Annotated in this window: 15 protein-coding genes and 1 pseudogene; 11 read left to right on the top strand and 5 right to left on the bottom strand. The window is 62.7% G+C overall.

Annotation, left to right across the window (positions count from 1 at the left end; genetic code table 11):
* Positions 1–71: 71 nt before the first annotated feature.
* A complete protein-coding gene (locus tag ASD01_RS20060) occupies positions 72–1,406 on the bottom strand; it encodes an ABC transporter substrate-binding protein (RefSeq protein WP_034799738.1) in 1,335 nt (444 codons plus the stop codon).
* A 255-nt stretch (positions 1,407–1,661) separates the two neighbouring features.
* Between ASD01_RS20060 and ASD01_RS20055 the strand changes: the two genes are divergently transcribed.
* On the top strand, positions 1,662–2,684 hold the full coding sequence (locus tag ASD01_RS20055; RefSeq protein ID WP_060644319.1) for a LacI family DNA-binding transcriptional regulator: 1,023 nt from the start codon (positions 1,662–1,664) through the stop codon (positions 2,682–2,684).
* A 183-nt stretch (positions 2,685–2,867) separates the two neighbouring features.
* Here ASD01_RS20055 and ASD01_RS20050 read toward each other — a convergent pair whose 3' ends face one another.
* Positions 2,868–3,065 carry a hypothetical protein gene (locus tag ASD01_RS20050; RefSeq protein ID WP_034799295.1) on the bottom strand — a complete coding sequence of 66 codons (198 nt, stop codon included), beginning with the start codon at positions 3,063–3,065 and terminating at the stop codon, positions 2,868–2,870.
* A gap of 627 nt (positions 3,066–3,692) precedes the next feature.
* On the opposite strand from ASD01_RS20050, the pseudogene ASD01_RS20045 reads away from it, so the two are divergent.
* Positions 3,693–4,689, top strand: a pseudogene (locus ASD01_RS20045) (GlxA family transcriptional regulator).
* A gap of 66 nt (positions 4,690–4,755) precedes the next feature.
* Here the strand turns inward: ASD01_RS20045 and ASD01_RS20040 are convergent.
* The gene (locus ASD01_RS20040) at positions 4,756–5,694 is read right to left on the bottom strand and encodes an MYG1 family protein (RefSeq protein ID WP_060644318.1); all 939 of its coding nucleotides are present in this window, start codon (positions 5,692–5,694) and stop codon (positions 4,756–4,758) included.
* Between the two features lie 276 nt (positions 5,695–5,970).
* Positions 5,971–6,270, bottom strand: coding sequence for an antibiotic biosynthesis monooxygenase family protein (locus tag ASD01_RS20035; protein WP_060644317.1), 300 nt, complete (start codon positions 6,268–6,270; stop codon positions 5,971–5,973).
* 362 nt (positions 6,271–6,632) lie between these two features.
* Between ASD01_RS20035 and ASD01_RS20030 the strand changes: the two genes are divergently transcribed.
* From ASD01_RS20030 to ASD01_RS19990, 9 genes are all read left to right on the top strand, one after another.
* The gene (locus tag ASD01_RS20030) at positions 6,633–9,107 is read left to right on the top strand and encodes a heavy metal translocating P-type ATPase (RefSeq protein ID WP_060644316.1); all 2,475 of its coding nucleotides are present in this window, start codon (positions 6,633–6,635) and stop codon (positions 9,105–9,107) included.
* A 99-nt stretch (positions 9,108–9,206) separates the two neighbouring features.
* On the top strand, positions 9,207–9,677 hold the full coding sequence (gene cueR / locus ASD01_RS20025) for a Cu(I)-responsive transcriptional regulator (RefSeq protein WP_034799282.1): 471 nt from the start codon (positions 9,207–9,209) through the stop codon (positions 9,675–9,677).
* Between the two features lie 93 nt (positions 9,678–9,770).
* On the top strand, positions 9,771–10,160 hold the full coding sequence (locus ASD01_RS20020; RefSeq protein WP_060644315.1) for a hypothetical protein: 390 nt from the start codon (positions 9,771–9,773) through the stop codon (positions 10,158–10,160).
* A 198-nt stretch (positions 10,161–10,358) separates the two neighbouring features.
* Positions 10,359–10,589, top strand: coding sequence for a hypothetical protein (locus ASD01_RS20015; RefSeq protein ID WP_060644314.1), 231 nt, complete (start codon positions 10,359–10,361; stop codon positions 10,587–10,589).
* A complete protein-coding gene (locus ASD01_RS20010; RefSeq protein ID WP_060644313.1) occupies positions 10,586–12,040 on the top strand; it encodes a TolC family protein in 1,455 nt (484 codons plus the stop codon). Before ASD01_RS20015 ends, ASD01_RS20010 begins: the two co-directional genes overlap by 4 nt.
* Before the next feature lie 68 nt (positions 12,041–12,108).
* Positions 12,109–13,446: a multicopper oxidase family protein gene (locus ASD01_RS20005; protein WP_060644312.1), complete on the top strand. Its 1,338-nt coding sequence runs from the start codon at positions 12,109–12,111 to the stop codon at positions 13,444–13,446.
* Positions 13,447–13,496: 50 nt separating this feature from the next.
* Entirely contained in the window at positions 13,497–13,982 is a 486-nt protein-coding gene (locus tag ASD01_RS20000; protein ID WP_034799273.1) for a cupredoxin domain-containing protein, read from the top strand.
* Positions 13,983–14,009: 27 nt separating this feature from the next.
* Positions 14,010–14,300: a copper-binding protein gene (locus tag ASD01_RS19995; protein WP_060644311.1), complete on the top strand. Its 291-nt coding sequence runs from the start codon at positions 14,010–14,012 to the stop codon at positions 14,298–14,300.
* Positions 14,301–14,382: 82 nt separating this feature from the next.
* Complete coding sequence (locus tag ASD01_RS19990; RefSeq protein WP_034799270.1) at positions 14,383–14,847, top strand: DUF411 domain-containing protein; 465 nt, start codon at positions 14,383–14,385, stop codon at positions 14,845–14,847.
* Between the two features lie 96 nt (positions 14,848–14,943).
* Here ASD01_RS19990 and ASD01_RS19985 read toward each other — a convergent pair whose 3' ends face one another.
* Positions 14,944–15,345: a VOC family protein gene (locus ASD01_RS19985; RefSeq protein WP_060644310.1), complete on the bottom strand. Its 402-nt coding sequence runs from the start codon at positions 15,343–15,345 to the stop codon at positions 14,944–14,946.
* Between the last annotated feature and the right edge of the window lie 70 nt (positions 15,346–15,415).

Raw genomic sequence — 15,415 nt, 5'->3', positions numbered from 1 at the left:
GGGGCCGGCGCGAGAGATCGGCCGGCCGGCCCCGCATGGACGCTTCCGCCGGGAGGCGGCGGGTGTTTGCGTCAATACTTGCCTTCGTCTTCGAAGATGTCCTTCCAGTCCTCAGAGAGACCATCGAGCGCATCCTTCGCCGTGCCCTGGTTGGCAACGACGTAATCGTGGAAGCGCTTCTGCGAGGCCTGCAGCAGCGAGGCGTAGGACGGCTCGGCCCAGAAGTCCTTCACGATTGCCATCGAATCCAGGAAGGTCTGCGCATAGGGCTGGCTCGTGGCGAAGCTCGGGTCCTCGACCACCGAGCGCAGCGCGGAGTATCCGCCGAGCGCCCACCACTTTTTCTGGATTTCAGGCTGCGCGAACCACTTGATGTAATCCAGCGCTTCCTTCTGCTTGTCGGACGCTGCGACGACCGAGATGCCCTGGCCGCCCAGCTGGGCGAACTGCACACCGGTCGGACCAGCAGGATTGGGGAAGTAGCCGGACTTGTCGCCGCCGACATTGGCGTCGGCATGGATGCCGGGCCAGGTGAAGGCAAAGTTCATCTGCAGGGCGACCTGGCCGGACTTGTAGGCGTCGATATCCTCCGACATGTAGGCGTCGGAATGGCCGGGCGGTGTGCAGCAATCGTAGAGCGCCTTGTAGAATTCCAGACCCTTGACCGCGTCCGCCGAGTTGACGAAGCCGTCGAGCTCATAGGCTTTCTTCGGATTTCCGTACTCGAAGCCGTAGCTGTAGAGCACGTCCATCACGCCCATGGTAATGCCTTCTGAGCCGCGCTCCGTATAGATGGCAGCGCCATAGACGGTCTTGCCGTCGACCTGGCGCTTCTGGAAGAATTCGGCGATGTCCTTGAGTTCGGCGAAGGTCTTCGGCACGGCGAGATCCCGGCCGTATTTCTGCTTGAACTCCGCCTGGAGTTCGGGACGCGAGAACCAGTCCTTGCGATAGGTCCAACCGACCACGTCACCGAACGCCGGCAGAGCCCAGTAGTTCGGCGAATTCTTCGGCCATTCCGCGTAACCGATGACGGTTGCGGGAATGAAGTCGTCCATCTTGATCCCTTCCTTGTCGAAGAAATCATTGAGCTTGATGTACTGGCCATTCTCGGCGGCGCCGCCAATCCACTGGCTGTCGCCGATCATCAGATCGCAGAGCTTGCCGCCGGAATTCAGCTCGTTCAGCATCCGGTCGGCGAAGTTCGGCCACGGCACGAATTCGAACTTCATCGTGTTGCCGCTCTTTGCTTCGAAATCCTTGCTGAGCTCGACGAGCGCATTGGCCGGATCCCAGGCGGCCCAGCAAAGGGTCAGTTCGGCTGCGGAAGCGTGCGTACCGGACGCACCCGCAATGGCAAAATACGCTCCGACCATGACTGTCGAGCTCAACAGAATCCGTTTCATCATTGGGTTCCTCCCCCTTGTACCTTCTGACCTCCATCAGAAGGAAAGCGCCCTGACCGGGCGGTTGGCGTACCTAAATCCTCTTGGCACTAGCGGTGGGCGCGGCCGCATTCAGGGCCTGCGTTCTTCGCTGAAGGATTCATAACTGAGGTGCGCACCTCAACGCAAGCGATTTTTGAGGTGCGCACATCAATTCTTGATTTCGCGGCGATTTTGGTGGAGTAGATTGGGAACGATACACACTGGGAGTTCCGCATGCGGCCAACAGCCAAAGATCTTGCTGAGGCAGCGGGCTTGAGCCTCGCAACCGTCGACCGCGTGCTGAACGACAGGCCGAATGTCAGCCCGAAGGCCGTTCGCAGTGTTAACGAAGCCATTGAGCGCATTGGATTTATTCGAAACCCGGCAGCCGTCAGCCTTGCCCGCAACAAGAGCTACCGGTTCCGGTTCGTGCTGCCGACGAGCGGCGATCTCTATCTGGCGGAACTCATCCACCGGGTGGAAGAGGCGCGGGTGTCGATGAAGGGGGATCTCATCGACCTTGACGTCGTCCAGATCCCGATCGACGACCCGCACAAGGTTGCCAAATACCTCGCAGATATAGACGAGAACGAATTCGACGGGATCGCGATGATGGCGCCGGAATCGCCGCAAGTGCGCGACGCGATCGGCCGTCTGATCGAACGCGGCGTCAAGTTCGTGCAGTTTCTGTCCGGCCAGGAAAAGCTCCCGACCGCCGATTTCGTCGGCGTCGACAACTACGCCGCCGGCGCGACGGCGGCCAAGATCATCGGCCGGTTTGTCGGCAAGAGGGCGGGAAAGGTCCTGATCGTGGCCGAGACGATGCAGTCGCTCGACAGCATCCAGCGACGCTTCGGCTTCGACGATATCGTCAACTCACAGTTCCCTCACCTGCAATGTCTGCCCTCGGTCGAAACCCACGGCGACGAGCGCAGGGCCACCCAGATCCTCCAGCGAGTCCTTGAAAACAATCAAGAGGTTGCGGCGATCTACGTGTTGAGTTCCGAGGCCCGGATCCCGCTCGAGGGCGCCGCATCTTTCACCGATCTGCAAAAGATCACGGTGGTCGTCCACGAACGCACCCCCTTCAGCGAACGTGGCCTGCGCGACGCCAGCGTTGACGCCGTCATCGCCCAGGACCCGGGACACGCGGTGCGCAGTGCCATCCGCATCATGCGCGCGCGAACGGATTTTCGCGAACCGCACGCCGCACAGGACAAGATCAGAATAGAGGTCCTCCTCAAGGAGAACCTCTGACCCTCGGAGAGTGCATCTTTGACGTGCGCACCCCAAGCAGATGGGGCAACGCCTGATCGCGACGGCGCCGCCGACAGGCGCGTGAGGAGGCCCGCCCCACGCACCCGACTATGACCAGGCGCCTTCGTTCAAGGCGATCGAGGACAGGCGCGGACCGCTAAATGACGTGGGTGGATGCGGAGATCAGGCGCGCGCTTTGGCGCGCACCTTCTGCGGCTGCGCGGACGGTTGCTGGCTGGCGCTGCCGCCATAATTCACCAGCATCTGCATGGCTTTCTCTATTCCCGCGGGACTGTTCGGGTCGGTGTCGTTCGCGCGACACCAATCCTCGTGCTGCTGTTTGATCACGTCCATGTCGGCGGTAGAGAATGTGCCGGGCATTCTTCGCCCTCCCTTTAAAAAATCACACCAAAGAGAAAACTATCACAACGGCGGAAAGAGGCTCCCCGCACAACTAGGGGGTTTGCGCCCTCGAACAGCAAATTCCTTTGCGCAGCCGCCTTTGCGCAGAGCTATGACGGGCACCTGAACATTGCTCGCGCCGAGGCAAACTTGACACGATCGGCGGCATCGCGGCAGCATGAGGGGTAACTCAAAGCCGTGACTTGGCGAGACCTGCAGTTCGGCGGAAGACCGAGCAAACGCGTTCTGGCCCGGTCGGGAGGGAGGGAAGTGATGGGGTATGATTGGAGCGGCTCGCGCGAACGGCGGATGAAGGTCGCACGGTTCAGTGCGGCGCTGACACTGGCCGCAATGTTCGTAACCGTAGCGGCGCAGGTCGTGACGAGAGCAATTTGAGCCCGTCCTCTTCGTTATGATGCGGACGAAGACGCCTTCATCCGGGCGTCGACCTCCCGCGCCACACCATGGGGTGCCGGAAGAACGGAACCCAGGCTCCCCATGGACAGCGAAAGGCAAGTCTCGGCCGCCAGCGGCTACCTCTCCTGATATGTCCGAGCATGCTCGATAGGGAACGGGAGGTCTTGGCGGCACGAGCATGAAGGGCACATGACGACGACCATCAAATCCAACGAGACACAGCCCGAACGTCTCAAGATCGGCTTCGTTCTGGCGCGGTCCTTCACCCTTTCGGCATTCGCGCTCTTCATCGACACGCTGCGACTTGCGAGCGACGAGCTCGACAAGTCCGGCCGCATCCGTGCCGACTGGCAGGTGCTGGGCAACACGCGGCATCTCATCGCCTCCAGTTGCGGCGTGCAGGTGGCGCCGACATCCGACCTCGTTGATCCAGCGGGGTTCAACTACATCGTCGTGGTCGGCGGCCTGCTCAACAGCAAACAGCCGATCGACGACGACACCGTCCGCTTCCTCCAGAAGGCGGCGGCGCGCAAGGTGCCTCTGATCGGTCTCTGTACTGGGACATTCGTCCTTGCCGAAGCGGGCCTGATGACGGGGCACACCGTCTGCGTGAGCTGGCTTCATTATCAGGCGTTCCGCGAGCGGTTCCCCGATCTCAAGGTTCGTTCGGACCGTCTCTTCAATCTCGATCGCACCCGTGGATCCTGCGCTGGCGGCAGCAGTGCCGCCGACATGGCGGCCCATATCGTGCGCCTGCATATCAGCAAGGAAGCCGAGCGAAATGCGCTCGAAGTGCTGCAGATCGACAAGGCCCGCTCGCATCTTCATGTCCAGCCGAGAAAACCGCTGGCGATCGAGAGCAACGACCCACGCCTGAATGCCGCTCTCATCATCATGGAGCAGCACACGGACAACACGCTGTCGATCCCGGAGCTGGCCGCATCCGTCGGCTTGTCCCGACGGCAGCTCGAACGCCTGTTCATGGACAAGGCGAAAATGTCGCCGGCGCTCGTCTATCGGAAGTTTCGGCTGGAACGCGCCAAGCATCTGCTGACGCAGACGAAGGCGCCGTTGATCGACATCGCGCTCGAAGTCGGGTTCGAGAACGCCGGCCACTTCTCGCGGATTTTTGGCAAAAACCTACGGTCAATCGCCGAGCAAGTTCAGGGCCACGCTTTCGGCGTGACCCGTCACAGGCGATCCTGCCGACAGCGCACTGGCCATAGCCGCCGCCGTCGGCTCATCAGTTTCCTCAGGCCTGACCGCTGCCCGCCGATACTGCTTCCTTGACGGCGAGCTCGGCCATGGCCAGTGCTGCCTCCCGCGTCGCTGCCGCCGCGATGAAGCGGCCGTTGTGGCAGAACCGCGCGCCAGCCACGCCGCAAGCCGCCTCCAGCTCGCCGTTCGTCAGGCCGGCCCAGGCAGCCGGCAGATCGGCGCGCAGCTCAAACCCTTCATCGGCCTTGCGAATGCCCGTCAGGCACCAGTCATTCTCGCGCGGATGAACGACGAACAACAGGTGGTCGGCGCCAGCTTTCACGATCGCCGGGCGGAACGGCATGCCCCGCGGCAGTTCGAGCACTCGGCTCTCACCGGCAAGGGCGATCTGCTGCAGCACGAGCGCCTCGGCCCGAAGCTTGGCGGCGCGTTGCGACACGCCAGCCTCGACGAAGGCGCGCGCGATCGAAAGGGCCTGATGGAAGCTGCGGTCCTCGGCCTCCTGGCCGGATTCGTCGAAGACAGGCTTCAAGGTTTCCAGCAGCGCCGACAGCGTCAGCCCCGCCAAGGGGCCGGCCACGGAGGGGTCGAGCGCGCCGTTATCGACCAGATCCACCGGCAGCACGAAGCGCGCATCGAAGGCCGCATGGACCGCCTCCACATGGGCCTCAGGAACGCCGAACGCTGCCAGATAGGCGCGACCGTAATGCTTCCAGATCAAGCCGAACGAACTGTAGGGCTGGCCATCCTCTCTAACCGGCGCCCCGCGCTGATGATGATCGAACAGCCCGGCCCCGGCATCATACTGGCCACCAACATCATAAATGATGCGGTCCGCCCCGGGCTTCAGCCATTCCGACGCCCGGCTGCGAACGAGGCGAGCCTCAGGGAAAAGCCGCGTAAGGATGACGCTGGAAAGCAGCTCGTCGGCGTGGAAACCACCGGAATGGGTAACGAGAAAGTCTGGGATCATTCCGAATGGCCTTATGGTTCGTGACGCGTGTGTGCGGCACGACATAGCCATTGCCCGCGGTGACCTCAACCCGTCATCGCGCCTTCGTCGCAGTGTTCTGCCCTCAAGCTATCCAAAATCCGGCGCTAGATGTCGTGCCCGTCCTGATGCTGCCCCACGCGTTCGCAAGCCGACGACATCACTGTCATCAGGTCCGCGACCTTAGCAGCCAAGGCCGACCTCCCCGTCAACCAACCGACGGAGCTGTTGCCGTCACGCCTTGCGCAGCATATTGCTCTAACGCGTCATTTCGAAGATCGCCTCGCCGGAAATCGGGTCCGTGACCCCGAGATCCTGGCTGAGTTCCAGGAGCGTATCGCGGAACGTGTCGAGGTTCGCCTTCATCATGGGCCGTGCCGCGGCGATCGCCTCAAGGCTTTCCCATTCGGCAATTGAGAAATACGATCCATCCGCTGACTTGCTGAGCGCCATCTTCCTCAAGCCTTCAAAGTCGCGACCAGCGCTGCGAAACAGCTGCTCAAACCGTTCCTCTTGACCGGGTCTCACGCGGAAACGGACACAATTATAAGCCGTCATCCTAACCTCCCTATGGGACGCAACTTCTACAGGATGGATCCGATGCAGTTCACTCGCAAGAGGCAGGCGAAGCACGGTCGCAGCCTTGCGATCGCCGGCAAACCGGGAGCCATTCGAACTGCGCTTTGACAAACCTGCCGGGCCTCGCGGCTGAACTTGGTCGAGGCGGCTTCATCGTGCATCGCGGGCCATTATCGCTGCGGTGGCAGACCTCTCCCAGCCGCTCTGAAGATGGCGTGCAGAAATCTCTTTTGCGCCCTTGACCTTCCCATCGTTGGAAGCCCCATGTTGTGACAAAAGACAGAGAAAGGAGCACGATCATGGGATCTGTGACCCCCATTAGAACAAACGACCTCGAAGCGATGTCCGCCGCCGCATTGAGCGCCAGCATTCCCGTCGAGGGCATGACCTGCGCATCCTGCGTGGCGCGCGTCGAAAAGGCTATTCGCGCTGTGCCTGGTGTGACCGAAGCCTCGGTCAACCTTGCAACGGAACGCGCTGACGTCCGCTTCGATGCCAGCACCAAGTCGGCCGACATCGTCAAGGCGATCGAGAATGCCGGATATGGTGCGGCCGAAGACACGGTCGAGCTCACCATCGAAGGCATGACCTGCGCGTCCTGCGTCGCCCGCATTGAAAAGGCGCTGAAGACCGTGCCGGGCGTCACCGAAGCCAACGTCAATCTGGCGACCGAGCGCGCGTCGGTGCGCATAACCAGGGGCATCGCCACCGCCGCCGCACTCGAAGAGGCGGTTCGCGTTGCCGGCTATGCCGCCAAGCGCATCACCGGCGACGAAAGCGTCGACCGCGAAGGCGAGAAGCGCGAACAGGAGACGCGAAAGCTTGGGCGCGCGTTGCTGATTGCCGGCGTCCTGACGCTGCCGATCTTCGTGCTTGAAATGGGCTCGCACTTCATCCCGGGCGTGCACGAATTCGTCATGAACAATATCGGCATGCAGGAAAGCTGGTATCTGCAGTTCGCGCTGACGACGCTGGTGCTCTTCGGCCCGGGCCTGCGTTTCTACCAGAAGGGTGTCCCCGCCCTCTTCCGCCTGGCGCCGGACATGAACTCATTGGTCGCGATCGGCACCTCCGCCGCCTGGATCTATTCGGTCGTCGCCACATTCGCGCCCGAGCTTCTGCCAGACGGTACGGCCAACGTCTATTACGAGGCAGCTGCAGTCATCGTCACCTTGATCCTGCTCGGCCGGTTCCTGGAGGCGCGCGCCAAGGGCCGGACCTCCGAGGCGATCAAGCATCTGATGGGCCTGCAGGCAAAGACCGCCCGCGTCATCCGCAACGGCGAGACGGTCGAGGTGCCGCTGTCCGACGTGCAGACTGGCGACACCGTCGTCGTGCGCCCGGGCGACCGGGTTCCTGTCGACGGCAGCGTCCTCGACGGAAACTCCTATGTCGACGAATCGATGATCACCGGCGAGCCGGTTCCGGTCGAAAAGGTGGCCGGCAGCGAAGTCGTCGGCGGCACGATCAACAAAACCGGCTCCTTCACCTTCCGGGCCACCAAGGTCGGCGCCGATACGGTGCTGGCGCAGATCATCAAGATGGTCGAGCAGGCCCAGGGCGCCAAGCTGCCGATCCAGTCGCTGGTCGACCGCGTCACCGCCTGGTTCGTGCCAGCCGTCATCGCGATTGCGCTTTTGACCTTCGGCGTCTGGCTGGTCTTCGGTCCGGATCCGGCGCTCACCTTCGCGCTCGTCAACGGCGTCGCCGTGCTGATCATCGCCTGCCCTTGCGCCATGGGCCTTGCCACCCCGACCTCGATCATGGTCGGCACCGGCCGCGCCGCCGAAATGGGTGTGCTCTTCCGCAAGGGCGAGGCACTGCAGACGCTGCGCAACGCCGCCGTCATCGCCGTCGACAAGACTGGTACGCTGACCAAGGGCCGCCCGGAACTGACCGACCTCGAAACCGCCGAAGGCTTCGATCGTGATACCGTGCTGACGCTGGTCGCCGCCGTGGAGACCCGCTCCGAGCACCCGATCGCCGAAGCAATCGTCGACGCAGCCAAAGCAAAGGGACTGGCGATCGCCGAACCGGCCAGGTTCGAAGCAATCCCCGGGTTCGGCGCCAGCGCCGAAGTCTCGGGCCGGACCGTCCATGTCGGTGCCGACCGCCTGATGACGCAGCTGAAGCTCGACGTGTCGGCCTTCGCCGACCAGGCGGCCCGCCTTGGCTCGGAAGGCAAGAGCCCGCTCTATGCCGCGATCGACGGCAAGCTGGCGGCGATCATCGCCGTTGCCGACCCGATCAAGGAGACGACGCATCAGGCGATCCGCATGCTGCACGATCTCGGCCTGAAGGTCGCGATGATCACCGGCGACAACCGCCGCACCGCAGAGGCGATCGCGGCCAAGCTCGGCATCGACGAGGTAATCGCCGAAGTGCTTCCAGATGGCAAGGTCGCGGCTCTGAAGAAGCTGAAGCAAGGCGGACGCGCGGTCGCCTTCGTCGGCGACGGGATCAACGATGCGCCGGCGCTCGCCGAAGCCGATGTCGGCCTGGCGATCGGCACCGGTACGGACGTCGCCATCGAGAGCGCCGACGTGGTGCTGATGTCCGGCGATCTCCTGGGTGTGCCGAATGCGATCGCGCTGTCCAAGGCGACGATCCGCAACATCAAGGAGAACCTGTTCTGGGCCTTTGCCTATAACGCGGTACTGATCCCGGTTGCCGCCGGCGCGCTCTACCCGGTCTACGGCCTCTTGCTGTCGCCGATCTTTGCGGCCGGTGCCATGGCGCTGTCGAGCGTCTTCGTGCTGGGCAATGCCCTGCGGCTTCGGGCCTTTCGCCCGGTTGCCGCAGCACAGGCGGCCTAGGTTCGATCGTCTCCCCGGCTCTCGCCAGCATGGCGGAAGCCGGGGAGAGCCCTTATATTCTCAAGGGAATGGCCGCACGGCGGTAAAAAGGATGACATCATGAATATCGGCGAAGCTTCCCGCGCCTCCGGCGTCTCGACGAAAATGATCCGCTACTACGAGACAATCGGCCTCATCCCGCAGGCCGACCGCAGCGAAGCCGGCTATCGCAACTATGGCGACAACGACGTCCATACGCTGCGCTTCATCCGCCGCTCGCGCGATCTCGGTTTCACTGTCGAGCAGATGGCGGACCTCTTGGCGCTCTGGCGCGACCGCGAGCGCGCCAGCGGCGAGGTCAAGAAGATCGCGCTCGAACATGTCGAGATCCTGGAGCGCAAGGCCGAGGAGCTGAAGGCGATGAGCCGGACGCTGAAACATCTCGCCGCCCATTGCCATGGCGACGGCCGCCCGGACTGTCCCATTCTCGAAGATCTCGCAGACGCCACGAACGCGCCGACGAAGGCAACCGAGCCCGCCCGCTTCGGTACGGCCGGCATCGATCCGGTCCGCAACCGGCGGCACGGGTGACGACGAGTGCGCATCCTGGAGCCTCACGCATTCGTGACGGCGCCAGGCGCAAGCATCATTGACAGGAATCAAAGGCGTTTCTACGGATCGATCATGGAGAAGGTGCGAACCACATATCTGCGTTTGCTGATAGTGCTGAAGCTGGCGATCGCTTTGTCGCTGGCCGTGCTGCCTTTTTCCACCGCCTCCGGCATGATGCATGCGGCCGCGCACGGCTCGATGCAGATCGAGGCAGCCGCCAATCCGATGCAAGCTGCGACCGAGCATTGCCCGAGCCTAGAAAAGGGCAAGGTGAAGCCGGCACAGGAAAACGGCAAGTCGGACAAGAAGGATTGCTGCAAGACCTTCTGCGCCGCCGTGGCGGTGCTCGGCGATGTCGACGGAAGCCATCCGGCTTTCCCGCGCTCCATCCGCAATTTCGGCCCGCACCCGCAGCTCACCCCCGGTGAGCTCGACGGCCTTCATCGTCCCCCAAGAGCCTGATTTCGTGAATCCGTGACCGCTGCTGCGGGTCTCCGTTGGTCTTGGCCGACGGAAGGATCTGCAGTGGTGCGAAGCGTTGCCGTGGTTTCCGCGTGTCCGATGTGACGCTCGACCACCTCTAGCGCCGTCCGCGACAAGGCCCGCCCGGTTTCATCCGGTCGATCGCCGGCCTCTGCCATTCACATTTCAGGTTTGACCATGAAACGTTTGTTTTCCATGGCGCTCCTGCCCATCATCCTGGGCGGATGCGCTGCCACATTGCCTGCCGAGGTCTCAAGCCTTGGCGATCCCGCCAATAGCACGAGCGGTATTCGAAGCACGCAGTATCGCAGCCCCATTTCGGGCTACACCCACCGCGAACCCACCGGCCCCAAGGCCTGGGGCCCCCTCAACGAAAAACAGTCGACCGCCAAGGGAGACGCGTCATGAGGCTTCGCAAGCTCAACCTCGCGGCAGCCATCGGTCTGCCCCTCGTGCTCGCCGGCTGCGTGACCGAATACTCGGCCAAGGACGCGGGCTTCACCACCGTGGATGCCAAGGTCTCGACGGCCGCGACCAAGAAAAGCGTCTGGATCCAGAACCGCGAACAGGCAGACAAGGTCAATGCCGAGGTCAAGGCGCTCCTGAAGCGCAAGACAATCGACGCCGACACCGCCGTTCAGGTCGCACTCCTCAACAACAAGGGCCTGCAGGCCGCCTATGCCGATCTCGGCGACGCGTCGGCGGATGCCTGGCAGGCGACGTTGTTTCTCAACCCGACTGTCTCGATCGGCACCACCGGGATCGGCACACCGGAACTGCAGGCCTACAAGGCGATCGAGGGGCTGGTCACCACCAACATCCTGGCGCTCCTGACCCGCGACAAGACCATCGCGGTCGCCGACGCGCGTTTCCGCCAGGCGCAGCTCAACGCCGCGCTCAGCACGCTGCAGCTGGCCGCCGAAACCCGCCGCGCCTGGATCGAAGCGGTTGCCGCATGGGAAACAGTCGCGCAACTGAACCAGGCCCAGGCGGCTGCGGACGCCTCCTCGGAACTCGCCGCAAAACTCGGTGAGACCGGCGCCATGGGCAAGGGCAACCAGGCGCGCGAGCACGTCTTCAACGCCGAACTCGCCGGCCAGGCAGCCGAAGCCCGGCTTGCAGCCCGTCTTGCCAAGGAAAATCTGACGCGACTGATGGGTCTCTGGGGTAGCGATGTCGACTACCAGGTGCCGAACCGCCTGCCGAACCTGCCGAAGACGCTGGCCCGCAAGGACAGCATCGAGGCCGAAGCGCTGAAGCGCCGCGTCGACCTGCAGATCGCCCGCCTCGACCTCGAAGCCGTGGCCAAGTCCTACAGCCTCACCGAGGCGACCCGCTACGTGACCGACCTGGAACTCGTCGCCGGTGCGGAGGCGGAACGGGAGAAGGAGGATCATGGCACCAAGGTCGAGACGACCGGCCAGTTCGAGTTCGAATTCGTGATCCCGATCTTCGACAGCGGCAATGCGCGCATGCGCAAGGCCGAGCTTGCCCATATGCGCTCGGCGAACCTGTTGGCGGAAAAGGCGGTCAACATCCGCTCGGAAGCACGCTCAGCCTACGAGGCCTATCGCTCGCGCTACGACATCGCCCGGCACTACCGCAACAACGTCGTGCCGCTGCGCACCAAGATCGAGGAAGAAGCGACGCTCAGCTACAACGGCATGATCACCAGCACCTTCGAGCTGCTTGCCGACGTCAGGGCCAAGGTCAATTCGACCGTGCTCTCCGTCAACGCGAAGCGCGATTTCTGGCTGGCCGATGCCGATCTGATGACCGCAATCCACGGCGGCGGATCGGGCGGCTCGGCTGGAGGCGCGGCAGCGCCCGCGGCAGCGGAAGCCGGCGCCGGACACTAGGGCGGGAGCAGGAAAAGTGTGTGCGGTTTTCCGTACGCATCCCGCCCTAACTCAAAAAAGGATCAGATATGTTCAACAGAAGAAACTTCCTCGGCGCCGGTGCTGCTCTCGTTTCGACCGCCGCCTGGGCCCAAACCTCAAATTCCGGCCTGCCCGAAGCGGCAAGCATGGACAATGCCTCGACCCAGAAGCCGCTCGTGCCGACGAGCGGACCGGACTACAGCCCGGTCGTCACCCTCAACGGCTGGACATTGCCGCACCGTGTGAACAACGGCGTCAAGGAATTCCACCTTGTCGCGGAGCCGGTCGAACGCGAGATGGCCGACGGCATGACCGCCTATCTCTGGGGCTATAACGGCCAGTCGCCAGGCCCGACAATCGAGGCGGTCGAAGGCGACCGCGTGCGGATCTTCGTCACCAACAAACTGCCGGAACACACCACCATTCACTGGCACGGCATGATCCTGCCTTCGGGCATGGATGGCGTCGGCGGCCTGTCGCAGCCGCATATTCCGGCCGGCAAGACCTACGTCTACGAGTTCGACCTCGTGAAGTCCGGAACCTTCATGTACCACCCCCATGCCGACGAAATGGTACAGATGGCCATGGGCATGATGGGCTTCTTCGTGGTGCACCCGAAGGATCCGAACTTCATGCGTGTCGATCGGGATTTCGTGTTCCTGCTCAATGCCTATGACATCGATCCCGGCACCTATGTGCCGCGCATCATGGAAATGACCGACTTCAACATGTGGTGCTGGAACAGCCGGATCTTCCCGGACATCGACCCGCTGGTCGTGTCCAAGAACGACCGCGTGCGGGTCAGGGTCGGCAACCTCACCATGACCAACCATCCGATCCACATGCACGGCTACGACTTCGAGGTGACCTGCACCGATGGCGGCTGGGTGCGGCCGGAGGCACGCTGGCCGGAAGTGTCGATCGACATTCCCGTCGGCGCCATGCGCGCCTACGAATTCGACGCCAAGTACGAGGGCGACTGGGCGATCCATTGCCACAAGTCGCACCACACGATGAACGCGATGGGCCACGATATCCCGACCTTCATCGGCGCCGACAAGAAATCGGTCGCGGAAAAGATCCGCAAGGTGAAGCCCGACTACATGCCCATGGGTACGGCCGGCATGGCCGACATGGGCGAAATGGAAATGCCGCTCCCCGACAACACGATCCCGATGATGACCGGCTGGGGTCCGCACGGCGCGTTGGAGATGGGCGGCATGTTCTCGGTGGTGAAGGTGCGCGAAGGCATCTCCGCCGGCGATTACAGCGATCCCGGCTGGTACGAAAACCCGCCGGGAACACAGGCCTGGGAATGGACCGGCGCATTGCCGGAACCGACGCGGGCCAAGGATGCCAAGACCGTGCTCACGCCCAAACCGTGAGAGGGCGGCCGACTGCAATGACCTCTTTCAAATCCATCAGGAACATTACGATGAAGAAATCAGCACTCGCTCTGGCGCTCGTTATCGCCTCCGCCCTTTCCTCCCAGGCGCTCGCCAGCGGCAGCCACGCCGGCGGCCACGACAAGGTGTCGATCGGCGAGCCCGGCGACAGCAAGAAGTCGACGCAGACGATCCGCGTCACCATGAAGGAAACCGACGACGGCAAGATGATCTTCACCCCGGCAACCATCAAGGTTCGCCAGGGCCAGACGGTCCATTTCGCCATCAGGAACGCCGGCGAACTCGCCCACGAATTCGTGCTCGACGACAAGGCGACGATCCAGGAACACAAGATCACCATGGAGAAGTTCCCCGACATGGAGCACGACGACCCGAACGCCATCCGGCTCGAGCCGGGCAAGTCCGGCGACATCTACTGGACGTTCACCAACGACGGCACCTTCGAATTCGCCTGCCTGGTGCCGGGCCATTACGACGCCGGCATGCACGGCCCACTCGACGTAGTGAAGAAGTAACCCGAGAAAACAGGAAAGGATGAAACCATGAAAACCGTAGGCAAACTCCTCGCAGCGCTCGCATTGGCTGTTTCCACCGCCACGTTCTCCCTACCCGCCCAGGCCGCGGAGTTCACCAAGGGCGTGGTCAAGAAGATCGACACCAAGGCCAAGAAGGTGACGATCGACCATGAGGATCTGAAGAACCTCGACATGCCGGCCATGACCATGGTGTTCCGCGTCGATGACGCGGTGCTTGCCAAGCTCAAGGAAGGCGCGTCGATCGAATTCGTCGCCGACCGTGTCAACGGCAAGCTGACCGTGACCGAGATCAAGTAGCAGCGACAAACTGCCCGGGTCGACTTTGCGCGGCCCGGGCGCCACAATCCTGAGATCAGGCAAGAATGGAAAGGAATGTTCGATGAACGTATTACGCAGGCATTTCGTGGCGGGCACGATCGCGGGCATCACCCTCTTTGCGACGGGCGCCGTCGCGGCAACCGGCACCATGGCCGTCTACAAGGATCCGCAATGCGGCTGCTGCGAACAATGGGCCGACGCAATGGAAGCGGCCGGCTACAAGGTCGAGGTGCGCGATGAGGCCGACATGTCGGTGATCAAGACGCGCTTTGCGGTTCCGGCCGACATGGAGGGCTGCCATACCGCCGTCATCGACGGCTATGTCATCGAGGGCCATGTACCGCTCGAAGCGGTAAAGAAGCTGCTGGCCGAAAAGCCGGATGTCGCCGGCATCGCGGTTCCCGGCATGCCTTCAGGCTCGCTCGGCATGGGCAACGATCCGCAGGCCTCGTACGATGTCTACACCATCGCCAAGGCGGGCGGCGCGAAGTCGACGGTTTATTATCAGGTCAGGCCGGCGAACTAAGCCGCGCTTCGCCCTCTAAAGGAGAGCACACAATCCAAGACGCCTTCGCGACGGCGAGGGCGCCTTGGCTTTCAATGAAGCCAGCGCCTGAATAAGTTAGGGGTTCTCCGGGTCGATTGGCGATTCCAGCACCTGCGGCTCTCCGATCTCAACCGCATGCCCGTCCAGGTCACTGAAGCGGAACACACGCTGGCCCCATGCCTGACGCTCGACCGGATGGATCAGGTCCACATGCGGCGCAATGCGCGCGAAGGCCGCATCGACATCCTCGTGCTCGAAATAATGCAGCAGATTTCGCCGCCCGTAAGGCTCATCCGAACCAAACTCTGTTCGCCAGACGGTCCGCTCCAGCGAACGTCCTTCATGGATCGCGAAGCCGCCTTCGAAGAGGACGAAGTTTCCGAAATCCTCGCGAACCGTCAGGCCAACAATCTTCTCGTAGAATTCCCGGGAGTGATCGATGTCGCGGACGAAAGGGATCGGATTGATGAACCGCATGCAAGTCCTTTCGTAACGTCCCGAGCAGATAGACAAATCTATCTTCGCTGCCGCGCGGAAGCCAAGAAAT

Origin of the sequence: Ensifer sp. Root423 (assembly GCF_001426275.1) — a bacterium.
Taxonomy (GTDB): Bacteria; Pseudomonadota; Alphaproteobacteria; order Rhizobiales; family Rhizobiaceae; genus Ensifer; species Ensifer adhaerens.
The sequence above is the reverse complement of the archived record's forward strand: the minus strand, read 5'-3'. Positions and strand labels throughout refer to the sequence as shown.